Source organism: Undibacterium sp. 14-3-2 (assembly GCF_016595265.1).
In the GTDB taxonomy this organism is placed as follows: domain Bacteria; phylum Pseudomonadota; class Gammaproteobacteria; order Burkholderiales; family Burkholderiaceae_D; genus Undibacterium; species Undibacterium aquatile.
Genome location: NZ_JAENGS010000001.1, coordinates 591,136 through 613,645, shown reverse-complemented (window position 1 = coordinate 613,645; position 22,510 = coordinate 591,136). Strand labels below are relative to the sequence as shown.

Genomic DNA, 22,510 nt, shown 5'->3' with positions numbered 1-22,510 from the left:
ACAGCATTCTGCGTCACGGCTACAGGCATTCCCAAGATGTCTGTAGCCGTGTAGCATCACTGCTTCCTTTCTCTTTTGACGGTGAAGCGCATGCAAGAAAAAGTCATCACTTTTGCCAGCCCGATATTTTTTCTGCTGATCGCGCTTGAAGCCTACGTCGCCATGCGTCGGCAGCGCCATAAATATCGCGTCAACGATGCGATCAACAGCCTCAGCCTTGGCGTCATGAGCCAGATTATTAACGTCTTTCTGAAGTTATTATCGATCGGCATTTACGTCTGGGTCGCACAACACTTTGCCATCACGACTCTGCCTGCAGATCAGCCCTGGGTCTGGCTGACAGGCTTATTGCTGTACGATTTTTTATATTACTGGCTGCATCGCATGGGGCACATGACGAACCTGTTGTGGGCAGCCCATGTCGTTCACCATCAAAGCGAACATTACAATCTGAGTACCGCGCTACGGCAAACCAGCAGCGGTCATTTATTTGCCTGGATATTTTATTTACCGATGGCATTGCTCGGTTACCCGGCAGAAGTTTTCATCGCCGTGGGACTGATCGATTTGCTGTATCAATTCTGGATACACACGCAGCAAATCGGTAAGCTGGGCTGGTTTGACCGCGTGTTTGCATCGCCGTCGAATCATCGTGTTCATCATGCGGTAAATGACATCTATCTGGATAAAAATTTCGGCGGCATCCTGATACTCTGGGATCGCCTGTTCGGCACTTTCATCGAAGAGCAGGATGCCCATCCTGTCGTGTTTGGCACGCGCAAACCCTTGCGTAGCTGGAATCCAATCTGGGCCAATGCGGAAGTGTATGCCGCCGTGCTGAAAGACGCTCTGAGCACCCGGCGCTGGACGGATAAATTCAAAATCTGGCTGATGCCGCCAGGATGGCAACCTGCCGATCTGGCGGCACGCTCTGCGCCTGCTACATTCGATCTGCAACGGCCAGAATATAATCCGCCATTGCGTGGTGCACTGATGTGGTACTGTCTCGCGCAGTTCGCGCTGGGACTGAACATCACGACGCATTTTTTACTCAGCGCAAATACCGCTGGCAGTGTTTCGCTGGTGCTCTATGCGCTATGGCTGCTGGCGGGTTTCTGGATCATCGGCGGTCTGATGCAACAGCAAAAATTTTTCGTGTTGCTGGAAGCAATCAGAATCGCGATCTGTGCTGCGATGGTACTGACGACGTCAAGCTGGTTTGGTATCACAACACTGACCGGCACGGCGCAAGCCTGCATCATTGCTGCCTGTGCGGCTTGCGCGGCTTGTTTACTGGCGCTCTTACTGATTTTTAAAACGAAACCGCATGGATATCTTTCATATTAACGACAATCAGGTATTACTCAATCCGGATTCCGCCATCACGCCGCAAGGCTTTCTGTGGCTGGATGCAACCCACGATGAAGTCAGCAACAATCCTGAAGCATGGCGGGCGGAAGTCGAACGCATTACCGGCATTCATATTTACGATCTGCATTTAAGCGATGCCGTCAATCTGAGCCATCCTTCATATTTCGATAACACCCATGATTACGAAATGGTGGTCTTCCGCAAGCTCGCGTTGAACGGTGAAGCAGTCGCAACCGACACCACAGAAAAACGCAAAATTCCGGCAGCGCTGAATAAATTGCTAACCGTTCCGGTATCGTTTTTTTTATTCGGTCATGCACTGGTTACCGTCCGCGCCGCGAATAGCAAAACCATCGACAATGCCCGCGCCCGCTTGTTGAATTACAAGGCCAAAGCCGATGGCAGCAGTCATGGCCGCTTACCAGCGTCGCCCGAAGATCTGATGCTGCGCTTACTCAATGCGATGGTCGATCAGTATCTGGAATTGCGCCAGCCACTGACGCAGCAACTCGATCGCTGGCAGCACGCGCTGCTGGATCCGCGCCGCCCATTCAATAATTGGATGGCCTTGCTCGATTCGCGTCTGGAATTACGCAAACTCGATAATCTGTGCGAAGAACAACGCGATGCATTGCAGGAATTGCGCGATCATATCGTTGACACGCATGACGGCAACAACGATGCGCAAAGCCGTGCGAAAGATTTGTTATTGGTCCGCACGACTGATGTGATGGAACACATCAGCCGCGTACTGAATCATGCGCGCCGCCTCGAAGCGTCGCTGGAATCGGCGGTGCAGATACACTTTTCTGCGATGGCGCACCGCACCAGCGAAATCATGCGCACCCTGACAGTCATCACGGCCTTGTTCATGCCGCTGACACTGATTACCGGGATTTTCGGTATGAATTTTGAAGTCATGCCGCTGCTCAAAAATGCCTCTGGTTTCTGGATCACGATGGGTGCGATGGGCTTCATCGTCGTGCTGCTGTTGATATATTTCCGCAGCCAGCGCTACCTCGAAGATCGCCTGCGCAATTCCCGTCGATAACACGTTTTTGGCGGAGTATGTTGCTAAATGCCTTTAATCTCCTTATAAACATTGGGCGTTTAAAAATACTCCCCCCAATATATTTCACCTGTTTTTGCACTTATTTCTTTTACTTTTGCAGCCATTCCTGACGATTCCATGCAAGCACTGACCTATCTGTGGCACGACTATGAAACTTTCGGCGCCGTGCCACGCCGCGATCGCCCGGCGCAATTTGCCGCCATCCGCACCGATGCAGAACTCAATGAAATCGGCGACGAACTGATGCTGTATTGCCAGCCCGCACCAGATTTTCTGCCTGACCCGCAAGCCTGCCTGATCACCGGAATCACGCCACAAACTTGTCTGCAGCTCGGCGTTCCGGAACACGAATTCGCACGGCAAATCGAAGCCGCATTCGCGCAAGCGGGCACCATCGGCGTCGGCTACAACACGATACGTTTCGATGATGAAGTGACCCGTTTTTTGTTCTGGCGCAATCTGATCGACCCGTATGCGCGCGAATGGCAAAACAATTGCAGCCGCTGGGATATTCTCGATGTCGTGCGTACCGCGTATGCGCTGCGCCCCGACGGCATACAGTGGCCGCGCAACGAAGAAGGCAAGGCCAGCTTTCGCCTCGAACATCTGACGGCCGCCAACGGCCTCAGCCACGAAGCCGCGCATGATGCCTTATCCGATGTGCGCGCGACGATTGCGATGGCGCGTTTGCTGAAAGAAAAAAATCCGCGGCTGTTTGATTTCTGCCTGAGTCTGCGCAAAAAAGATCGCGTCATGGAAGAGATAGGCTGGCCCGTGCAAAAACCGTTTCTGCACGTTACCGGTATGATTCCGGCGGAGCGCGGATGCGTCAGCGTGATGTGGCCGCTGGCGATGCATCCGACCAACAAAAACGAAATCATCGTCTGGGATCTGAGCGCCGATCCTGCTGAATTATTCTCGCTCAGCAGCGAAGAAATTCAGCTGCGTATGTTCAGCAAGAGCAGCGAGTTACCAGAAGGTGTGACCCGTCTGCCGATCAAAACCATCCACATCAATAAGTCCCCGATAGTCATCAGCAATCTGAAAACACTATCCGCCGAACGCGCCGCGCATTGGGGCATCGATATGACTGCCGTGATGGCGCACGCTGCCATCGCAGCCAACGCGCCTGACATGGCACAGATCTGGGAAGCGGTGTTTGACCGCTCTGCCGCGAACGACTTATCAGCGAATAATGATGTTGACGAGGATTTGTACAACGGCTTCATCGGCAATGCTGACCGCCGCTTATTGAACGAGCTGCGGGCGCTGCCAGCAGAACAACTGGCACAAGCCTCCACCCATTTTCAAGATGCACGACTGGATGAGCTGCTGTTCCGCTATCGCGCCAGAAATTTCCCCGCGACCCTGAGTGCGGAAGAAGCAGAAACATGGGAACAACACCGCGCCGCCCGCCTGCATGAAGGGCTGGGCAATGCAATGACGGTGGAACAGTTTTTTGAGCGTATCGATCAGTTATCGGAAGACGCCGATGAACGCGCCGAAGAGATACTCGGTGCTTTGTATGATTACGCTGAGCACATCACGCCTATGCGTTGAAGACAATTATCTAGCAGGTATAAACAGAGACTGAGTATTCATGTGCTTCTTCAAGGCATTTCCTGCGAAGCGGCGCATGATGATGCAGATGTTCAAATTAATTTTATGGAGTCACAATGATACGAGGCAGCTGCTTTTATTTGCGCCATCCTAAGAAAGAGGAAATTCCGCAACTCATTAACTTGCTCAATAATCTGGATACACGCGGTCCGTGGTTATCAACCGAACTGATGCTGCCTGGCCTGCTCGAAAAGCGCTTTGAGGAACAACATAGCTCTAAGGAAAACATGGAATACTTTCTGATCATCGGCGACGACGAACAGATACTGGGCAGAGTGTTCCATTTCAAAACAGTGCCGTATTTTCAGTCGCGCGAAATCGGTTACTCGCTTTTCTCTACCGCTCTGCACGGCAAAGGCATTATGAGCGAAGCGGTGGCGCTGCTCACGCGCTACCTGTTTGAAACCAGCTTGCTGAACCGCCTGGAAATTCACATGGAAGCGGGCAATACCGGTTCTGAAAAAGTCGCTGTCAAGAACGGCTTTCAATTTGAAGGTGTCGCACGCGGTGCAGCATACAACCGCGGACGCTTTGTCGACGTCAGGATGTATGCTTTGTTGCGTAGCGAATGGGAAGCCTTGCAAAATACCTGATGCCGGCAAACAACTTGCATCTGGTGAAGTGGATTATGCATCTCGCTACCAATAAAAAGCCCCGGCACAAAGACCGGGGCAATCAGGTAAAGCAAACAGACAGCGCTTATTTATTCGGCTGCGGTGTAATGCGCAGATAAGGCTTCGGTGCTTTGTAACCTTTCGGGTATTTCTGCTTGATCACATCTTCATCTTTGATCGACAAAGGAATAATCACATCGTCACCATCGCGCCAGTTGCCTGGTGTCGCCACGGTATAACCATCGGTCAGTTGCAGGGCATCGATCACACGCAGCACTTCATCAAAATTTCGGCCAGTGGTCAGCGGATAAGTAATGATCAGGCGGACTTTTTTATTCGGATCAATGATGAACAGCGAGCGCACGGTGACGGTTTCTGACTGATTCGGGTGAATCATGTCGTACAAGGCGGCAACCTTGCGATCAGCATCAGCGATGATAGGGAAACCAACCACGGTCTGCTGCGTTTCTTCTATGTCTTTAATCCATTGCAGATGTGAATCCGCGCCGTCAACCGACAAGGCAATCGCTTTGACATTGCGCTTGTCAAACTCCGGTTTCAGCTTCGCTGTCAGGCCGAGTTCTGTGGTGCAGACCGGTGTGAAATCCGCCGGATGGGAAAATAGTACCACCCAGGAATTACCAGCCCATTCGTGGAATTTCAGTTTTCCTATGGAGGAATCCTGCTCGAAATCCGGTGCAATATCGCCTAAACGTAAAGTCATCTTACTCTCCCAAAAATGTAGAGCCTGACTATAAGTCGCCTCTCTCAACTTCTCAAGAACAGAGAAGTTGCAAGCTTATATCGGCTTAGTTATATAAGGGCGATTATGCGGGGACGCTGGATCAGCGCTGCGAAAATACAGCGCTGATCCGGGTTAATTACTTACCTTCAATTCTTGATAGGGACTGTAAGAATTTTTCAGCATTCTGGAAGCCGACGACGCGGCTGTCTGGAATTTCCGCACCTTGATTATTGAAGAAAATGATGCCCGGAGGGCCGAATAATTTAAAGCGTTTCAGCATTTCTTTATCATCTTCATTATTCGCGGTAACGTCGACTTGCAGCAGCAACATTGCATCCATCTTCGCCTTCACCCTGACATCGGTGAATGTCAGTTTTTCCATTTCTTTGCAAGAGACGCACCAGTCTGCGTAGAAATCCAGCATCGCCGTTTTTCCTTTGCTCTGCGCCAATGCCGCGTCCAGCTCTGCAACATTACGTACACGGACAAACACTGCACCATGCGTCTGCGTGCCAAACAGATGAGCGACCGGCGCATAGATATCGCGACCGCCGGTAGCGACACCAACGAGTTGCAATAACCCCAGTACGCCGAACGCAGCGGCAATCAGCTTCCCTGGCAAACCTGAACGATGAAAAAATAACTGATAGCCAGCGTATGCAATCAATAACGTTGCCCATCCCAGCATCTGTAACCAGACAGGAATGACTGGCGAGATCATCCATAACGCCATCGCCAGCATCAGCACGCCAAAGAAACGTTTGATGTTTTCCATCCAAACACCGGCGCGGGGTAGCAAACTACCTGCAGATATACCGAGTAACAGCAAAGGCACGCCCATACCGATCGCAATAGCGAACATTGCGGCACCACCAACGATCACATCGCGCGTCTGACTGATGTAGACCAGCGCGCCAAGCAATGGGCCCGTGACGCATGGTCCAACGATCAACGCAGAAATCGCTCCCATCAGGAATACACCAATTAATTTTCCTAATTTACTATCGCGCTGACCTTCGGAAATTTCAGTTAACTTAGTTTGCAACGCCGCTGGCATTTGCAATTGATAGACGTTAAACATCGACAACGCGAAGAACACCATCAATAAGGAAAATGCACCCAATACCCATGGATTTTGTAGGGTCGCCGCCAAGCCCTCACCGGCGAGACCGGCAGCAACGCCCATTCCTGTGTACACCAGTGACATCCCCAGGACATACGCAAGCGATAACATGAATCCTCGCGTACGACTGACACCCGCACCTTCACCAACGATAATAAAAGACAAAATAGGCACCATCGGCAGCACGCACGGTGTCAGCGATAAGCCCAGACCAAGAATGAAAAACAAAGGCAGGATAACGGATAACTTACCGCTCTTTAGTGCTGCACTGATGCTGCTGCTTTCTGCGTCTGCTCCGGCATCGGTCTTACTGAGGTCTGCACTGCCCGATGAGGTGGAAACAGCGGCATTAGCGGCTGAAATGCTCAGTCTGAATTCGCTTTCCAATGGCGGATAGCACAAGCCCTGATCAGCACATCCTTGTCTGCCGACTTTCAATGTGAAGTCATTGGCAGCCTGTACCGGAATCCTGATCAGTACAGACTTGCGGTATGTCTCAACGTCTTTCTGAAAGGTTTCGTCAAACTTGACCTTACCGGCTGGCAGTATGACTTCGCCGATTTTTGCGTCGGCCGAAGTGAATTTCAACTTTTCACGGTACAAATAATAACCATCAGCAATGGTCAGCGTCACCTCGGCAACGCCGGGTTCAGCCATTCTGGCGGATGCTTTGAAAGCGACTTCAGGGTCGAGAAACTCATCGGCATGCGCCAGGCTACTGAGAATCAGAAATGCGCTCATTAACAGCATCTGTAATACATGAATGAAACCGTTTTGCGGCGAGAGCGTTGCGATGCGATGCGTGTTCATTTAAGTCCTGTTTGTTCTTGTACCCATTGCAGATAGGCAGGTAAGCCATCGACCACGGGAATAGCAATAATTTCCGGTACTTGGTAAGGGTGCAGCGAGCAAATCAATGCCTGCAGATCTGGATAGGCTTGAGTTGTTGTCTTGATGTGCAATGGCACTTCAGTGGTGACTTCCTGCTGACCATCCCACGTGTACAGAGACATTATTTCGGGCATGACGTTCACGCATGCAGCCAAATTATTTTCTAATATATTTTGGGCGATCGTGAGCGCAACGGTCTTATCCGGACAATTCGTCATTACCAGTAAAACTTTATCGTCGTTTGTCTTCATAGCGCTCATTTTAGCAAGAGTCTGATGATCACGAGCAACCCAAGCTGAATAGACCCAAATATAAACGCGTTGATAACGGGCACACAAATGAAGAAAAAAAAGCCCGGATAAACCGGGCCTTTTTATTTAAGAAATATCTTCTTAAATTATTCTGCTACTGGAGCATTTTCTACATCAGTGACTTCTGGACGATCCAGCAATTCAACGTAAGCCATCGGTGCATTGTCGCCAACGCGGAAGCCCATTTTCAGAATACGCAGGTAGCCGCCATTACGATTTGCGTAACGTGGGCCGAGTTCCGCGAACAGTTTCAGAACCATTTCGCGATCGCGCAGACGGGAAAATGCCAGACGTTTGTTAGCCAATGTATCAACTTTACCCAAAGTCAGAATTGGCTCGATAACGCGGCGCAGTTCTTTTGCTTTTGGCAATGTTGTTTTGATCGCTTCGTGACGCAACAGGGATACTGTCATGTTGCGCAACATAGCCAAACGGTGGGATGAAGTACGATTCAGCTTACGTAAGCCGTGACGGTGACGCATGGTATTTCCTTTCAGATTTCATTGCCAGCTCTTCTATCGACAACATTGTCGCGGGCCGGTAATTATTTTTACTACGATAAAAAAATGAACGGCCTTATTTAAAACCGTTCATTCCGACAAATTATTTTTCCAAGCCTGCAGGTGGCCAGTTTTCCAGCTTCATGCCCAAAGACAAGCCACGGGAAGCCAACACTTCTTTGATTTCGTTCAAAGATTTGCGACCCAGGTTTGGTGTCTTCAACAGTTCATTTTCGCTACGTTGGATCAGATCACCAATGTAGTAAATGTTTTCTGCTTTCAGGCAGTTTGCTGAACGTACTGTCAATTCCAGATCATCCACTGGACGCAACAGAACTGGATCAACTGCTGGTGCACGGGATGGTGCTTCAGCGGCCGCTTCTGTACCTTCCAAAGCAGCGAAGACGTTCAACTGATCAACCAGCACACGGGCAGATTGACGAATTGCTTCTTCTGGTGTGATCACGCCATTGGTTTCAATATTGATGATCAATTTATCCAGATCGGTACGCTGTTCAACACGAGCGGACTCAACGGAGTAAGAAACACGACGCACTGGAGAGAAAGACGCGTCCAGAATCATGCGGCCTATCGTTTTGTTTGCATCTTCAGACAAACGACGAACGTTACCTGGCACATAGCCACGGCCTTTTTCAACTTTGATCTGCATATCCAGTTTACCGCCGGCAGTCAGATTCGCGATGACGTGATCTGGATTGATCAGTTCAACATCATGTGGCAACTCGATGTCGGAAGCCAGGACTGCGCCTTCGCCATCTTTCTTCAATACCAATGTTACTTCTTCACGATTGTGCAACTTGAATACAACACCCTTCAAGTTCAACAGAATATCAACGACGTCTTCCTGAACGCCATCGAGGGATGAATACTCATGAACCACACCAGCGATCACCACTTCAGTTGGTGCATAACCAACCATCGTCGACAACAATACGCGACGCAGCGCGTTGCCCAGTGTGTGGCCATAGCCACGTTCAAACGGTTCCATCACGACTTTAGCGTGACCGGCACCCAGCATTTCCACATCGATAATACGTGGCTTCAACAGATTGTTTTGCATGAAATGTCCTTTTCAATACCCTCGGTTCGTTACACCGATAAGGCTGACGGCATTAAAGAAAAAGCCTGCCTGTCGTAAAACAGGCAGGCGATGAAACTAAAATTAACGAGAATACAATTCAACGATCAGGGATTCGTTGACATCGTGAGCGATATCGCTACGATCTGGCATGGACTTGTAAGTGCCTTCCATTTTCTTCGCATCAACAGCTACCCATGAAGGCATGCCGGATTGCTCAGCCAGGGACAGAGCTTCAACGATACGAACTTGTTTTTTCGCTTTTTCACGAACAGCAACAACGTCACCAGCTTTAACTTGGTAAGAAGCGATGTTCACAACGATACCGTTGACTGTGAAAGCTTTGTGGCTTACCAACTGACGTGCTTCAGCACGTGTAGAGCCGAAGCCCATGCGGTATGCAACGTTGTCGAGACGGGATTCCAGCAATTTCAACAGTGTTTCGCCTGTGTTGCCTTTTTGGCGATCAGCTTCAGCGAAGTAGCGGCGGAATTGACGTTCCAGAACGCCGTACATACGTTTAACTTTTTGTTTTTCGCGTAATTGATTACCGAAGTCAGAAGTACGTGCGCCGGATTTAGCACCGTGTTGACCTGGTTTTACATCTAATTTGCACTTTGAATCCAAAGAGCGGCGTGCGCTTTTCAGAAACAGGTCCGTGCCTTCACGACGGGATAACTTAGCTTTTGGTCCGATATAACGTGCCACAATATTTTCCTTTTATAAATGACGCAGAACTTGGCTGCGCTAGTCTGATCTGCTTGCTATCAGACAGTGGTCTTAAAGGCGAAAGCGAATCGCTTAATGCCTGAAATAAAATTCCCAACACAAAACCCGCCAACAAAATGGCGGGCTTGCATTCTAACGGAAATACCGTCAGAACGCCAGCAGCAAATGCTACCGCTTAGATACGACGACGCTTTGGAGGGCGGCAGCCGTTGTGTGGTACTGGAGTTACGTCTTGGATCAAAGAAATCTTGATGCCGAGATTGTTCAGTGCGCGTACTGAAGATTCACGACCTGGGCCTGGGCCTTTGATGCGAACTTCCAGATTTTTGATACCGCATTCAACAGCAACTTTACCTGCTGCTTCCGCTGCAACCTGAGCTGCGAACGGAGTAGATTTACGTGAGCCTTTAAAACCAGCACCGCCAGCAGTTGCCCAAGAGAGAGCATTGCCTTGCCGATCAGTGATCGTGATGATGGTGTTATTGAAAGAAGCGTGAACGTGTGCGATACCTTCAGCAACGTTCTTTTTAACTTTCTTACGAGCACGTGCTGCTGCTGCGTTGTTTTGTGCTTTTGCCATAATGATTTCCTTGGATCCGGGCTAGCCTGGATTATTTCTTCAAAGATTGAGCTGCTTTACGTGGACCTTTACGTGTACGTGCGTTAGTACGTGTACGCTGGCCACGACAAGGCAAGCCTTTACGATGACGCAAGCCGCGATAGCAACCCAAGTCCATCAAGCGCTTGATGTTCATGGACAATTCACGACGCAAGTCACCTTCGACGATAAATTTACCGATTTCGTCGCGAAGCTTCTCGAGTTCGTTGTCATCCAGATCTTTAACCTTTTTATTGGTCAAAACACCTGTTGCTTCACAGATTTTCTGTGAGCGTGGACGGCCAATACCATAGATAGCTGTTAAGCCGATTACGGTATGCTGATGATTTGGGATATTAACCCCTGCGATACGTGCCATTCGTTATTCCTCGTTCAATAACGTTAAATTAACCTTGGCGCTGTTTATGGCGTGGTTCTGTGCAAATAACACGAACAACACCTTTGCGCTTGATGATTTTGCAGTTGCGGCAGATCCGCTTAACTGATGCGAGAACTTTCATTTTTGCCCTCTTCCCTTCTTGTTCACTTTTAATTTACTTGGTTCGGAACACTATTCGCGCCCGGCTCAAATCATAAGGCGTCAATTCCACTGTCACCTTATCACCTGGAAGGATGCGGATATAGTTCATCCGCATCTTCCCGGAAATATGGCCTAGTACAACATGCCCGTTTTCCAACTTAACTCTAAATGTTGCATTCGGAAGATTCTCCAGAATCTCGCCCTGCATCTGTATAACGTCGTCTTTTGCCATTCGATCTGCTGTCCCTTCAGCAAATTACCGCGAAGGAATCCCGCCCTTGAAATTTGCTTTACGAAGCAGCGACTCGTATTGCTGCGACATGACATAGTTTTGCACCTGAGCCATAAAATCCATGGTCACCACCACGATAATCAGCAGGGATGTACCACCGAAGTAGAAAGGAACTTTCCATTTGGCAATCAAAAATTCAGGTAACAAACAGACTAGCGTGATATAAACCGCGCCAGCCAACGTCAATCGCATCAAAATTTTGTCGATATAGCGGGCAGTCTGATCGCCTGGACGTATTCCAGGGACAAACGCTCCACTCTTCTTCAAATTATCAGCTGTTTCTTTGCTGTTGAATACCAAAGCGGTATAAAAGAAGCAAAAGAAAATAATCGCAGCAGCGTACAACAACGCATGAATAGGCTCGCCTGGCGCCATTGATGCAGCCAAATCTTTCAAGAACGTAATAAACCCGCTCGTTGAAGAATCTGCACCCTTGGTAAACCAGCTGGTAATCGTCGCTGGGAATAAAATGATCGATGAAGCGAAAATCGGTGGAATTACACCAGCCATATTCAACTTCAGCGGCAAATGACTGCTTTGCCCGCCATACACTTTATTTCCGACCTGACGCTTCGCATAATTAACCAGAATCTTACGTTGGCCACGTTCCACAAATACAACCAGAAACGTCACAGCTACCGCAATAACACAGATCAACAATACTGACGCAGGATGCATAGAACCAGTACGAACCAACTCAAACAAACTTACCAAGGCACCTGGCAAACCAGCAGCAATACCGGCGAAGATAATGATAGAAATACCGTTACCTAAACCGCGCTCAGTGATTTGTTCGCCCAGCCACATCAAAAACATCGTACCTGTCACCAATGACACTACAGTAGTGAATCTGAAAGCGAGGCCGGGATCAATAACGAGCCCTGGCTGCGCCTCCAGACCAAACGCAATGAAATATGCCTGCACTGTCGCCAGTAACAAAGTTCCATAACGTGTGTACTGAGTAATTTTTCTGCGACCGGATTCACCTTCTTTTTTCAGTGCTTCCAGTTGCGGAGAAACGATAGACATCAGTTGCATGATGATCGATGCCGAGATATACGGCATGATGCCGAGTGCAAACACGGTGAACCGTGACAATGCACCACCGGAGAACATGTTAAACATCCCCAAGATACCACCTTGGTTTTGCTTAAACAGGTCTGCCAATGCAGTTGGATCTATACCTGGAACAGGTACGTGAGCACCAATCCGATAGACAACCAGCGCCGCAAGCAGGAACCAGAGTCGCCCCCAGGGAAATCCGCTTGCTGCACTTTTAGCTTGTTGTGGAGATGTTGCCAATTATTGCTCCGGTGTCTGCAGTGAATTAAGCGATCGTACCGCCAGCAGCTTCGATTGCAGCTTTAGCGCCTTTAGTGACGATCAAGCCGTTCAAAGTTACTTTCTTAGTAATCGCACCAGACAAGATCACACGAACTACACGTGCGAGCTCAGAAACAACACCAGCTTGTTTTAAAGCAAGGATGTCAATTTCAGTGACTGGCAAATTTTCCAAGTCTGTCAGACGAACTTCTGCTTTGTACGGTGTTGCCAGTGATTTAAAACCACGTTTTGGCAAGCGACGTTGCAAAGGCATCTGACCGCCTTCGAAACCGACTTTATGAAAGCCGCCGGAACGAGATTTTTGACCTTTATGGCCGCGACCCGCTGTCTTACCCAAACCTGAGCCGATACCACGACCAACACGACGTTTGTAGTGTTTAGCGCCATCAGCAGGTTGTATGTTATTCAATTCCATAATTTGCTCCGAACATAAGTCTGACGACTTACGCTACAACCTTCACAAGATACGAGACTTTATTGATCATGCCGCGTACTGCTGGCGTGTCTTGCAATTCAGAAACTGAATTAACACGACGCAAACCCAGACCACGTACGGTAGCACGGTGATCCTGGCGTGTGCCGATCAGACCTTTGACCAATTGCACTTTTACTGTCTTAGTCATCGCGCTCTCCTTAACCGAGGATTTCTTCAACGGTCTTGCCACGCTTTGCAGCGATTTCAGATGGAGTACTCATCTTAGCCAGACCATTCAAAGTTGCACGAACCATGTTGTAAGGATTTGTTGAGCCGTTGGATTTAGCAACAACATTAACAATACCCATTACTTCAAAAATCGCGCGCATTGGACCACCGGCAATAACGCCAGTACCTTCTTTTGCAGGAGAAATCATGACGGAAGACGCGCCGTGCTTACCAGTAACGGTGTGTTGCAAAGTACCGTTTTTCAAAGTCACTTTGATCATCTTACGACGTGCTTCTTCCATCGCTTTTTGTACGGCAACAGGAACTTCTTTCGACTTACCTTTGCCCATACCGATACGGCCATCGCCGTCGCCTACAACTGTCAATGCAGCGAAGCCCATGATACGACCACCCTTAACCACTTTGGTTACACGGTTGATCGCGATCATTTTTTCGCGCATGCCATCATCCGGCTTGTCGGCTGCTGTTTTTGCTTGCATTTTTGCCATGACAAATTTTCCTTAGAACTTCAAGCCAGCTTCACGGGCAGCTTCTGCAAGCGCCTTGATGCGGCCATGGTAACGGAAACCGGAGCGGTCAAACGCAACTTCGGTAACCCCTGCTTTGATTGCCTTCTCTGCTACACGCTTGCCGATCAAAGTCGCGGCTGTGGTGTTGCCACCAGCTCCGGACTTGCCAGCCAATTCTGCACGTACTTCCGCCTCTACGGTGGAAGCCGACGCCAACACTTTGGCGTCTGGGCCAATAATGTTTGCGTAGATGTGCAGGTTGGTGCGATGCACGGCCAGGCGGTTCACTTTGAGTTCTGCGATCTTGGCACGGGTTTGACGTGCGCGGCGCAGACGTGATTGTTTCTTGTCCATCGTCAACCCCTATTACTTCTTCTTGGTTTCTTTAATCACAACCACTTCGTCCGCATAACGGACACCCTTGCCTTTATAAGGCTCTGGGCTGCGGTATGCACGGACTTCAGCTGCCACCTGACCTACTACCTGCTTATTAACACCTTTAATCAGGATTTCAGTAGGAGTTGGCGTAGCACAAGAAATACCTTCTGGCATTTGATGTACGACTGGATGTGAAAAACCTAAAGACAAATTCAACTTATCACCCTGAGCTTGCGCTTTGTAACCAACGCCGACCAAAGTGAGCTTTCTTTCAAAGCCTTTAGTAACACCGGTAACCATGTTATTGACCAAGGCACGTAAAGTACCAGTCATTGCATTAGCTTCACGGCCATCATTGGCTGGTGAAAAACTCAAAGTGCCGTTGTCGTTCGCAACTTTCACTAAGCCATTGAGGCTTTGTGTCTGCACGCCCATAGGACCTTTTACTGTAATCTGCTCTGCTGAAATTGCAACTTCTGCACCGGCCGGCAAAGCGATTGGCATCTTACCTACTCGAGACATCTTTCACTCCTTAGGCGACGTAGCAAATTACTTCGCCACCGACACCGGTTGCGCGCGCTTTGCGGTCAGTCATGACGCCTTTTGGTGTAGAAACAATCGCTACACCCAAACCGTTCATCACATTTGGAATCTCGTCTTTACCTTTGTAAATACGAAGACCTGGACGTGAAACACGTTCCAAACGTTCAATAACTGGACGTCCTGCATAATATTTCAAGCCGATTTTTAATTCGGACTTCCCTGCAGTTTCTAAAACTGCGAAATCTTCAATGTAACCTTCGTCTTTAAGTACGTTTGCAATTGCAATCTTTACTTTAGAGGACGGCATCGCAACAACAGTTTTTTGAACAACTTGCGCGTTACGAATGCGGGTCAGCATATCGGCGATAGGATCGCTCATACTCATTGCTTATTCTCCTATTACCAGCTGGCTTTAGTCATACCCGGGATTTCACCACGCATGGCGACTTCACGGAGTTTAATACGGCCCAAACCGAATTTACGGAATGTGCCACGCGGACGACCTGTCAAAGCGCAACGATTACGCTGACGTGTCGGATTAGAATTACGTGGCAAAGCCTGCAACTTCAGACGAGCAACATAACGCTCTTCTTCAGTCTTTGATTGGTCATCAACGATGGCCTTCAATTCGGCGCGCTTGCCAGCGAATTTCTTCACCAAGTCTGCACGCTTTTGCTCACGATTAATCAGTGCCAGTTTTGCCATGGCGACCTCAGTTTCTGAACGGAAATTTAAATGCGGCGAGGAGTGCTTTCGCTTCTTCGTCGGTCTTTGCTGTTGTCGTGATACTGATATTCATACCACGCAATGCGTCGATCTTGTCGTACTCGATTTCAGGGAAAATGATTTGTTCCTTGACACCGATATTGTAGTTACCACGACCATCAAACGCACGACCAGAAACACCACGGAAGTCACGTACGCGAGGCAAAGCCACGGTAATAAAACGATCCAGGAATTCATACATCTGAGCGCCACGCAAAGTAACCATACAACCGATTGGATAACCTTCACGGATTTTAAAACCTGCGATCGCTTTACGAGCTTTGGTCACAACTGGCTTCTGGCCGGCGATTTTCGTCAAGTCACCAACTGCATGCTCGATAATCTTTTTATCTGCAACTGCTTCAGACAAACCCATATTCAGGGTGATTTTCAAGATACGTGGAACTTCCATGCTTGACTTGTAAGCGTACTTTTCAGTCAATTCACCGACGATTTTTTCTTTATATAATGCTTGTAGACGGGCCATGATGTTATGCCTTCACAACTTCGCCAGTCGACTTGTAGATACGGACTTTTTTACCATCCACTACCTTGAAGCCTACACGGTCTGCTTTGCCAGATGCAGCATTAAACAACGCCACATTGGAAACATGAATCGGCATCAATTTATCAACGATGCCACCAACTGCGCCAGTCATTGGGTTTGGCTTAACCGCTTTTTTAGCGACATTAATACCAGCAACAACAACGTAATCACTATCGATGCACGATTGCACCTGACCGCGCTTACCTTTGTCTTTACCCGTCAAGACGATGACTTCGTCGTTTTTACGAATTTTATTCATCACGACTCCTTACAGCACTTCTGGAGCCAAAGACACGATTTTCATAAAGCGCTCAGTACGCAGTTCGCGTGTCACTGGGCCGAAAATACGAGTGCCGATAGGCTCAAGCTTTGCATTCAACAATACTGCAGCATTGCCATCAAATTTGACCAACGAGCCATCTTGACGACGAACACCCTTAGCTGTTCTCACAACCACGGCGTTGTAAATTTCACCTTTTTTTACACGACCGCGCGGAGCAGCAGATTTCACAGTGACTTTAATTACATCACCGATACCCGCATAACGACGCTTGGAACCGCCCAACACTTTAATGCACAGAACTTCACGCGCACCAGTATTGTCAGCCACTTCCAGCCGGCTTTCTGTTTGAATCATAATGTTCTCTTTCCCAACTTAATCCACACAACTTACACAATGCAAGCTTGTAGTCAGTCTTGGTCCTGCCAGCCAACCCCTACATAACCTGCAATGCACGAGCCAACTGATTAGGTGGACGATTTTTAACCACTTTCACAACGAGAGGGTGTTGCGAAAGACATTTAGGCTGTCATTTGCTTACTACGCAAATGACAGCCCATCATTATTACATCAAAAAAATTTTTGTGCAATAACTTTATACGACTTGTGCTACTTGAACCACACGAGTCAATGTCCAAGCTTTAGTCTTGGAAATTGGGCGACCCTCTTGGATTTCAACTGTGTCGCCAGCTTTTGCCTGGTTAGCTTCATCGTGTGCATGGTACTTTGCAGTACGTACGATGATCTTGCCATACAAAGGATGTTTAACGTGACGTTCAACCAGTACTGTGACTGTTTTGTCCATCTTGTCAGACACAACCTTGCCAATCAATGTGCGCTTCAGAGCCACTTTAACTTGATCGTTCATTATTTGGCATCCTTCTGATTCATGACGGTTTTAACGCGTGCGATGTCGCGACGAACTTTTTTCAACTGTGAAGTATTAGTCAGTTGCTGTGTAGCGATTTGCATACGCAGGCTGAATTGTGCCTTCAACAGATCATTCAGTTCTTTCGTCAAAGCTGCAGAGTCTTTGCCTTGGAGTTCAGATACTTTCATTTACAACTCCCTATTAAGTGCCGACTTGACGTACGACAAACGTTGTCAACAATGGTAATTTGGCAGCTGCCAAGCGGAACGCTTCACGCGCCAGCGCTTCATCAACGCCATCCATTTCGTACAACATTTTGCCTGGTTGAATCTCGGCAACGTAGTACTCAGGATTACCTTTACCATTACCCATACGAACCTCTGCAGGCTTCTGGGAAATTGGCTTGTCCGGGAAAACGCGGATCCAGATACGACCACCGCGCTTGATATGACGAGTCATTGCACGACGCGCCGCTTCAATCTGACGCGCTGTGATACGACCACGGCCAACCGCTTTCAAGCCAAACTCACCGAAGGAAACAGCTGTACCACGAGTATGCGAAATACCCTTGTTACGGCCTTTTTGCTCCTTGCGATATTTTCTGCGTGCTGGTTGCAGCATGATTATTCTCCTGCTTTCTCAGCTGGTGCAGCATCAGCTTTTGCGCGTACACGCTTAGCTGGAGCTGCTGCGCCAGATGTATTTTGCCCTTCAGGACGCTTAGCACGTGGACGGCTGCTTGGCTTGCCATCGTCACGACGTGGGCCACGACGTTTTTTGTCGTCTTCCGGAGTCGATTCGATCACAGGCGCATCGCCATTTGCTAAACGGTCACCTTTGTAGACCCACACTTTTACGCCAATAATGCCGTAAGTTGTGGATGCTTCGCCAAAACCGTAGTCGATATCAGCACGCAAAGTATGCAGAGGCACGCGGCCTTCGCGATACCATTCTTTACGAGCGATTTCGATACCATTCAAACGACCACCGGACATGATCTTGATACCTTGAGCGCCAAGACGCATTGCATTCTGCATAGCACGTTTCATCGCGCGGCGGAACATAATACGTTTTTCGAGCTGCTGAGCAATAGAGTCAGCGATCAATTGCGCATCGATTTCTGGCTTGCGAATTTCTTCGATGTTGACGTGAACTGGCACGCCCATCATTTTCGACAAGTCAGCTTTCAATACTTCAATGTCTTCGCCTTTTTTACCGATCACAACACCTGGACGGGAGCTGTAAATGGTAATACGTGCGTTTTTCGCAGGACGCTCAATAACGATGCGGCCTACAGACGCGTTTTTCAGTTTTTTCTTCAGGTATTCACGTACCTTCAGATCTTCACCGAGCATAGAAGCAAAGTTACCATTGCCTGCATACCAACGGGAAGACCAGTTACGCGTTACCGCCAGACGAAAACCGGTTGGATGTATCTTCTGTCCCATCGTGACTCCTTAGTTACCAACAGTCACGTAGATGTGACAGGATTGTTTAGAGATACGATCACCACGACCTTTAGCGCGTGCTGTGAAGCGCTTCAGGATCGCACCTTTTTCGACATAGATACTCTTTACTTTCAACTCATCGATATCTGCGCCATCATTGTGTTCAGCGTTTGCAATTGCAGACTCCAACACTTTCTTGATGATTGCAGCACCTTTTTTAGGGCTGAAGGCCAGGATATTCAATGCCTGATCAACTTTTTTACCACGGATCAGGTCTGCCACGAGGCGACCTTTTTGCTCGGACAGACGCACACCGCGAAGATTAGCTTTAGTTTCCATCATCGGTCCTTATTTCTTAGCCTTTTTGTCGGCAGCGTGACCCTTGAACGTACGGGTCAGCGCGAATTCGCCGAGCTTGTGACCAACCATGTTTTCGGAAACATAAACTGGTACGTGTTGCTTACCGTTATGAACCGCAATGGTCAAACCGATGAAGTCCGGCATAATTGTCGAACGACGGGACCAAGTCTTGATTGGTTTCTTGTCTTTATTTGCCTGAGCAGCTTCGACTTTCTTCACCAGATGAGCGTCGCAAAACGGCCCTTTTTTCAATGAACGTGTCATGTTTTATCCCTTATTTCTTACCACGGCGTGAGACGATCATCGAAGTAGTACGCTTGTTGCGACGTGTCTTCTTACCCTTGGTCTGTTGACCCCATGGAGAAACTGGATGACGGCCTGCTGCAGTTTTACCTTCACCACCACCGTGAGGATGGTCAACCGGATTCATTACCACACCGCGAACGGTAGGACGAATACCACGCCAACGCATCGCACCAGCTTTACCAATCTTACGCAGATTGTGCTCGCCGTTACCAACTTCACCGACGGTTGCGCGGCATTCGATATGAATACGACGAACTTCGCCAGAGCGCAGACGAACTTGAGCGTAAGTACCTTCACGCGCCATCAGAACGACACCAGCACCAGCTGTACGTGCAATCTGCGCGCCTTTTCCTGGCAGCATCTCTACGCAATGCATAGTTGTACCGACTGGAATGTTACGGATAGGCAAGCAGTTACCAGATTTGATCGGGGCTTGTGAGCCACTAATCAATTGATCGCCTACTGCAACACCTTTAGGAGCGATGATGTATGCACGTTCACCATCCGCGTAACACAACAAAGCAATGTGTGCCGTACGGTTAGGATCGTATTCAATACGCTCAACTTTTGCAGGAATACCATCTTTGTTGCGTTTAAAGTCAACAACACGGTAATGCTGCTTATGACCACCGCCGATGTGGCGGGTAGTGATGTGACCGTTGTTATTACGGCCAGCAGTTTTGGATTTCTTTTCCAACAAAGCAGCGAACGGACGACCTTTGAACAGGCCCTCAGTTACCACTTTCACCATACCACGACGACCTGGTGAGGTTGGCTTCATCTTAACGAGTGCCATTATTATGCCCCCTCAGTGAAGTTGATTTCCTGACCTGGCTTCAAGCATACAAAAGCACGTTTTGTATGGTTGCGGCGGCCAGTAAATCTACCGGTACGTTTTTGTTTACCTTGACGATTTGCCACTTGTACAGATTCAACCTGAACCTTAAACAGCAATTCGACGGCAGCTTTAATTTCTGGCTTGGTTGCATCTGGAGTAACCAGGAAAACCACTTGCTCATTCTTTTCAGCAACCATAGTTGCTTTTTCAGAAATCACAGGAGCCAGCAACACCTTCATCAGGCGTTCTTCACTATGTTTGATTAATGCACTCATGCCAGCATCTCCTCAATCTTTGCCAGTGCTGGCTTGGTGATCAACACTTTCTTGTAGAACACCAAAGAAACTGGATCAGCGTAACGTGGCTCAACAACCAAAACATTTACCAGATTACGTGCTGCCAACATCAGATTTTCATTGAATTCGTCAGTGATAATCAGAACGGAATCCAAGCAACCCAATGCTTTGAGCTTTTCAGTCAACAACTTAGTCTTTGGAGCATCAACCGTTACAGCATCAACCACACTCAAACGATCTTCACGAGCCAACTGAGAAAGGATAGAGCAGATACCTGCGCGATACATTTTCTTGTTAACTTTGTGAGAGAAATTCTCATCTGGGCTATTCGGGAATATACGACCACCGCCACGCCACAAAGGAGAAGAAGACATACCAGCACGTGCACGACCAGTACCTTTTTGACGCCAAGGTTTCTTGGTTGTGTGGTGGACTTCTTCACGATCTTTTTGCTTGCGGTTACCGCTACGAGCATTTGCCTGATATGCAACGACAACCTGATGAATCAGAGCTTCGTTGTAATCACGACCGAAAATAGTATCAGGAGCAGCAACATTCGCAGCAGCTTGACCTTGTTCGTTTAGGAGCTTCAGTTCCATGGATTAGGCTCCCTTCTTAGCTTTAACTTTAACAGCAGGAGATACAATCACCTGACCATTTTTTGCACCCGGCACAGCACCCTTCACCAGCAACAACTGACGCTCTGCATCAACGCGAGCGATTTCCAGATTTTGCACAGTGCGGTTAACGTCACCCAGATGACCAGTCATGCGCTTACCAGGGAAAACACGACCTGGATCCTGCGCCATACCGATAGAACCTGGAACATTATGGGAACGGGAGTTACCGTGAGTGGCGCGACCAGAAGCGAAGTGATGGCGCTTGATAGTACCGGCATAGCCTTTACCAATCGTCACACCTTGCACGTCAACTTTCTGACCAGCTTCAAACAAACCGACAGGCACAACATCACCAGCCTTCAGTTCAGAAGCTTTAGCAGCATCAACACGGAATTCTTTTAATACAGTACCAGCTTCAACACCTGCTTTTGCGAGGTGACCGGCAGCCGCTTTAGTTACGCGGGATGCACGGCGCTGACCGAAAGTAACCTGAACAGCAGAGTAACCGTCTGTTTCAGGAGTTTTGACTTGCGTCACGCGGTTGTTGGACACATCCAGAACAGTAACAGGGATTGAATCCCCGTCATCCGTAAAGATGCGCATCATGCCAACCTTGCGACCAACTAGGCCCAAGCTCATTATTTTCTCCATTCTCACCTACGATTGGGTGAGGCTGATGTTTAAAAAACTTAAACGAAAAGGTCAGCAAAAGCCGACCCACATTTAAGCCTTCGATTATAGCCCGCAAATTTTTTATTTACAAGGCAAATTATTTGAAAATTCGAAGAATTGTGGTATGTCAAATTTCTTCAATCATCTGATTTTTAATCAAATCAGATATTGATAAAAATCTGATTACTGCAATTTGATTTCAACATCAACACCAGCAGGCAAATCGAGCTTCATCAAAGCATCAACTGTCTTATCTGTTGGATCAACGATGTCCATCAGACGTTGGTGTGTACGAATTTCAAACTGATCACGGGAAGTTTTGTTCACGTGCGGTGAGCGCAGAACGTCAAAACGTTGAATGCGAGTCGGCAAAGGTACAGGGCCTTTTACAACAGCGCCAGTGCGCTTTGCTGTTTCAACGATTTCCAAAGCGGATTGGTCGATCAATTTATAATCGAATGCTTTCAGACGAATGCGGATCTTTTGATTCTGTGTAGACATAACATTTCCTAAAGAACGAGCCACAAACTCAGTGAGAGTGGCATTTTTTTACAAAGAGCGAA

36 protein-coding genes are annotated in these 22,510 nt (G+C 48.4%); 4 read left to right on the top strand and 32 right to left on the bottom strand.

Annotated elements, in window-relative coordinates:
* Positions 1-90: 90 nt before the first annotated feature.
* The 4 genes from Undi14_RS02780 to Undi14_RS02765 all read left to right on the top strand — a co-directional run bounded on the left by Undi14_RS02780 (position 91) and on the right by Undi14_RS02765 (position 4,656).
* The gene (locus Undi14_RS02780; protein ID WP_200177814.1) at positions 91-1,347 is read left to right on the top strand and encodes a sterol desaturase family protein; all 1,257 of its coding nucleotides are present in this window, start codon (positions 91-93) and stop codon (positions 1,345-1,347) included.
* Positions 1,328-2,422, top strand: a complete 1,095-nt coding sequence (locus Undi14_RS02775; RefSeq protein ID WP_200177813.1) for a magnesium transporter CorA family protein — start codon at positions 1,328-1,330, stop codon at positions 2,420-2,422. The genes Undi14_RS02780 and Undi14_RS02775 overlap by 20 nt, the downstream gene beginning before the upstream one ends.
* Positions 2,423-2,560: 138 nt before the next feature.
* Positions 2,561-4,003: an exodeoxyribonuclease I gene (gene sbcB / locus Undi14_RS02770; protein WP_200177812.1), complete on the top strand. Its 1,443-nt coding sequence runs from the start codon at positions 2,561-2,563 to the stop codon at positions 4,001-4,003.
* A gap of 116 nt (positions 4,004-4,119) precedes the next feature.
* Positions 4,120-4,656 (top strand): GNAT family N-acetyltransferase, encoded by a 537-nt coding sequence (locus Undi14_RS02765; RefSeq protein WP_200177811.1) that lies wholly within the window; start codon positions 4,120-4,122, stop codon positions 4,654-4,656.
* 106 nt (positions 4,657-4,762) lie between these two features.
* On the opposite strand, the gene Undi14_RS02760 is transcribed toward Undi14_RS02765, so the two are convergent.
* From Undi14_RS02760 to rpsJ, 32 genes are all read right to left on the bottom strand, one after another.
* Complete coding sequence (locus Undi14_RS02760) at positions 4,763-5,401, bottom strand: peroxiredoxin (protein ID WP_186896287.1); 639 nt, start codon at positions 5,399-5,401, stop codon at positions 4,763-4,765.
* Positions 5,402-5,558: 157 nt separating this feature from the next.
* Positions 5,559-7,355 (bottom strand): protein-disulfide reductase DsbD, encoded by a 1,797-nt coding sequence (dsbD, locus tag Undi14_RS02755; protein WP_200177810.1) that lies wholly within the window; start codon positions 7,353-7,355, stop codon positions 5,559-5,561.
* Positions 7,352-7,687 carry a divalent-cation tolerance protein CutA gene (cutA, locus tag Undi14_RS02750; protein ID WP_370587083.1) on the bottom strand — a complete coding sequence of 112 codons (336 nt, stop codon included), beginning with the start codon at positions 7,685-7,687 and terminating at the stop codon, positions 7,352-7,354. Before cutA ends, dsbD begins: the two co-directional genes overlap by 4 nt.
* A 146-nt stretch (positions 7,688-7,833) precedes the next feature.
* Positions 7,834-8,229 (bottom strand): 50S ribosomal protein L17, encoded by a 396-nt coding sequence (gene rplQ / locus Undi14_RS02745; RefSeq protein ID WP_186884644.1) that lies wholly within the window; start codon positions 8,227-8,229, stop codon positions 7,834-7,836.
* A gap of 121 nt (positions 8,230-8,350) precedes the next feature.
* Positions 8,351-9,328, bottom strand: coding sequence for a DNA-directed RNA polymerase subunit alpha (rpoA, locus tag Undi14_RS02740; RefSeq protein WP_200177809.1), 978 nt, complete (start codon positions 9,326-9,328; stop codon positions 8,351-8,353).
* A gap of 102 nt (positions 9,329-9,430) precedes the next feature.
* Positions 9,431-10,054: a 30S ribosomal protein S4 gene (gene rpsD / locus Undi14_RS02735; protein WP_186884642.1), complete on the bottom strand. Its 624-nt coding sequence runs from the start codon at positions 10,052-10,054 to the stop codon at positions 9,431-9,433.
* A 196-nt stretch (positions 10,055-10,250) separates the two neighbouring features.
* Positions 10,251-10,655, bottom strand: a complete 405-nt coding sequence (gene rpsK, locus Undi14_RS02730) for a 30S ribosomal protein S11 (RefSeq protein ID WP_110255932.1) — start codon at positions 10,653-10,655, stop codon at positions 10,251-10,253.
* 31 nt (positions 10,656-10,686) lie between these two features.
* Positions 10,687-11,052 (bottom strand): 30S ribosomal protein S13, encoded by a 366-nt coding sequence (gene rpsM, locus Undi14_RS02725; RefSeq protein WP_186884641.1) that lies wholly within the window; start codon positions 11,050-11,052, stop codon positions 10,687-10,689.
* A gap of 28 nt (positions 11,053-11,080) precedes the next feature.
* The gene (gene rpmJ / locus Undi14_RS02720; protein WP_014004415.1) at positions 11,081-11,194 is read right to left on the bottom strand and encodes a 50S ribosomal protein L36; all 114 of its coding nucleotides are present in this window, start codon (positions 11,192-11,194) and stop codon (positions 11,081-11,083) included.
* 33 nt (positions 11,195-11,227) lie between these two features.
* Positions 11,228-11,446 carry a translation initiation factor IF-1 gene (gene infA, locus Undi14_RS02715; protein ID WP_005663428.1) on the bottom strand — a complete coding sequence of 73 codons (219 nt, stop codon included), beginning with the start codon at positions 11,444-11,446 and terminating at the stop codon, positions 11,228-11,230.
* 24 nt (positions 11,447-11,470) lie between these two features.
* On the bottom strand, positions 11,471-12,808 hold the full coding sequence (gene secY, locus Undi14_RS02710; RefSeq protein ID WP_190477132.1) for a preprotein translocase subunit SecY: 1,338 nt from the start codon (positions 12,806-12,808) through the stop codon (positions 11,471-11,473).
* 25 nt (positions 12,809-12,833) lie between these two features.
* Complete coding sequence (rplO, locus tag Undi14_RS02705; RefSeq protein WP_186884639.1) at positions 12,834-13,265, bottom strand: 50S ribosomal protein L15; 432 nt, start codon at positions 13,263-13,265, stop codon at positions 12,834-12,836.
* A 28-nt stretch (positions 13,266-13,293) separates the two neighbouring features.
* Positions 13,294-13,473: a 50S ribosomal protein L30 gene (rpmD, locus tag Undi14_RS02700; RefSeq protein WP_186884638.1), complete on the bottom strand. Its 180-nt coding sequence runs from the start codon at positions 13,471-13,473 to the stop codon at positions 13,294-13,296.
* A gap of 10 nt (positions 13,474-13,483) precedes the next feature.
* A complete protein-coding gene (rpsE, locus tag Undi14_RS02695; RefSeq protein ID WP_110255927.1) occupies positions 13,484-14,002 on the bottom strand; it encodes a 30S ribosomal protein S5 in 519 nt (172 codons plus the stop codon).
* A 12-nt stretch (positions 14,003-14,014) separates the two neighbouring features.
* Entirely contained in the window at positions 14,015-14,377 is a 363-nt protein-coding gene (gene rplR, locus Undi14_RS02690) for a 50S ribosomal protein L18 (RefSeq protein ID WP_186884637.1), read from the bottom strand.
* A 12-nt stretch (positions 14,378-14,389) separates the two neighbouring features.
* Positions 14,390-14,923 carry a 50S ribosomal protein L6 gene (gene rplF / locus Undi14_RS02685; RefSeq protein ID WP_186884636.1) on the bottom strand — a complete coding sequence of 178 codons (534 nt, stop codon included), beginning with the start codon at positions 14,921-14,923 and terminating at the stop codon, positions 14,390-14,392.
* A 10-nt stretch (positions 14,924-14,933) separates the two neighbouring features.
* A complete protein-coding gene (gene rpsH / locus Undi14_RS02680; RefSeq protein ID WP_186884635.1) occupies positions 14,934-15,329 on the bottom strand; it encodes a 30S ribosomal protein S8 in 396 nt (131 codons plus the stop codon).
* 14 nt (positions 15,330-15,343) lie between these two features.
* Positions 15,344-15,649, bottom strand: a complete 306-nt coding sequence (gene rpsN / locus Undi14_RS02675) for a 30S ribosomal protein S14 (RefSeq protein WP_186884634.1) — start codon at positions 15,647-15,649, stop codon at positions 15,344-15,346.
* Between the two features lie 7 nt (positions 15,650-15,656).
* Positions 15,657-16,196, bottom strand: coding sequence for a 50S ribosomal protein L5 (gene rplE, locus Undi14_RS02670; protein ID WP_186884633.1), 540 nt, complete (start codon positions 16,194-16,196; stop codon positions 15,657-15,659).
* 4 nt (positions 16,197-16,200) lie between these two features.
* Positions 16,201-16,515, bottom strand: coding sequence for a 50S ribosomal protein L24 (gene rplX / locus Undi14_RS02665; RefSeq protein ID WP_186884632.1), 315 nt, complete (start codon positions 16,513-16,515; stop codon positions 16,201-16,203).
* A 9-nt stretch (positions 16,516-16,524) separates the two neighbouring features.
* Positions 16,525-16,893, bottom strand: a complete 369-nt coding sequence (gene rplN / locus Undi14_RS02660) for a 50S ribosomal protein L14 (protein WP_006464924.1) — start codon at positions 16,891-16,893, stop codon at positions 16,525-16,527.
* Between the two features lie 238 nt (positions 16,894-17,131).
* Positions 17,132-17,404: a 30S ribosomal protein S17 gene (gene rpsQ, locus Undi14_RS02655; protein ID WP_186884631.1), complete on the bottom strand. Its 273-nt coding sequence runs from the start codon at positions 17,402-17,404 to the stop codon at positions 17,132-17,134.
* Complete coding sequence (gene rpmC, locus Undi14_RS02650) at positions 17,404-17,595, bottom strand: 50S ribosomal protein L29 (protein WP_186884630.1); 192 nt, start codon at positions 17,593-17,595, stop codon at positions 17,404-17,406. Before rpmC ends, rpsQ begins: the two co-directional genes overlap by 1 nt.
* A gap of 13 nt (positions 17,596-17,608) precedes the next feature.
* Positions 17,609-18,028 carry a 50S ribosomal protein L16 gene (rplP, locus tag Undi14_RS02645; RefSeq protein ID WP_186884629.1) on the bottom strand — a complete coding sequence of 140 codons (420 nt, stop codon included), beginning with the start codon at positions 18,026-18,028 and terminating at the stop codon, positions 17,609-17,611.
* A gap of 2 nt (positions 18,029-18,030) precedes the next feature.
* Positions 18,031-18,855 carry a 30S ribosomal protein S3 gene (gene rpsC, locus Undi14_RS02640; RefSeq protein ID WP_186884628.1) on the bottom strand — a complete coding sequence of 275 codons (825 nt, stop codon included), beginning with the start codon at positions 18,853-18,855 and terminating at the stop codon, positions 18,031-18,033.
* A gap of 9 nt (positions 18,856-18,864) precedes the next feature.
* A complete protein-coding gene (gene rplV, locus Undi14_RS02635) occupies positions 18,865-19,197 on the bottom strand; it encodes a 50S ribosomal protein L22 (protein ID WP_186884627.1) in 333 nt (110 codons plus the stop codon).
* Positions 19,198-19,203: 6 nt separating this feature from the next.
* On the bottom strand, positions 19,204-19,479 hold the full coding sequence (rpsS, locus tag Undi14_RS02630; RefSeq protein WP_124574225.1) for a 30S ribosomal protein S19: 276 nt from the start codon (positions 19,477-19,479) through the stop codon (positions 19,204-19,206).
* Between the two features lie 10 nt (positions 19,480-19,489).
* Positions 19,490-20,317, bottom strand: coding sequence for a 50S ribosomal protein L2 (gene rplB, locus Undi14_RS02625; RefSeq protein ID WP_186884626.1), 828 nt, complete (start codon positions 20,315-20,317; stop codon positions 19,490-19,492).
* Between the two features lie 2 nt (positions 20,318-20,319).
* The gene (rplW, locus tag Undi14_RS02620) at positions 20,320-20,634 is read right to left on the bottom strand and encodes a 50S ribosomal protein L23 (RefSeq protein WP_186884625.1); all 315 of its coding nucleotides are present in this window, start codon (positions 20,632-20,634) and stop codon (positions 20,320-20,322) included.
* Entirely contained in the window at positions 20,631-21,254 is a 624-nt protein-coding gene (gene rplD / locus Undi14_RS02615; protein WP_186884624.1) for a 50S ribosomal protein L4, read from the bottom strand. The genes rplW and rplD overlap by 4 nt, the downstream gene beginning before the upstream one ends.
* Before the next feature lie 3 nt (positions 21,255-21,257).
* A complete protein-coding gene (gene rplC / locus Undi14_RS02610) occupies positions 21,258-21,914 on the bottom strand; it encodes a 50S ribosomal protein L3 (RefSeq protein ID WP_186884623.1) in 657 nt (218 codons plus the stop codon).
* A 216-nt stretch (positions 21,915-22,130) separates the two neighbouring features.
* A complete protein-coding gene (rpsJ, locus tag Undi14_RS02605) occupies positions 22,131-22,448 on the bottom strand; it encodes a 30S ribosomal protein S10 (RefSeq protein ID WP_110255911.1) in 318 nt (105 codons plus the stop codon).
* Positions 22,449-22,510: the final 62 nt, after the last annotated feature.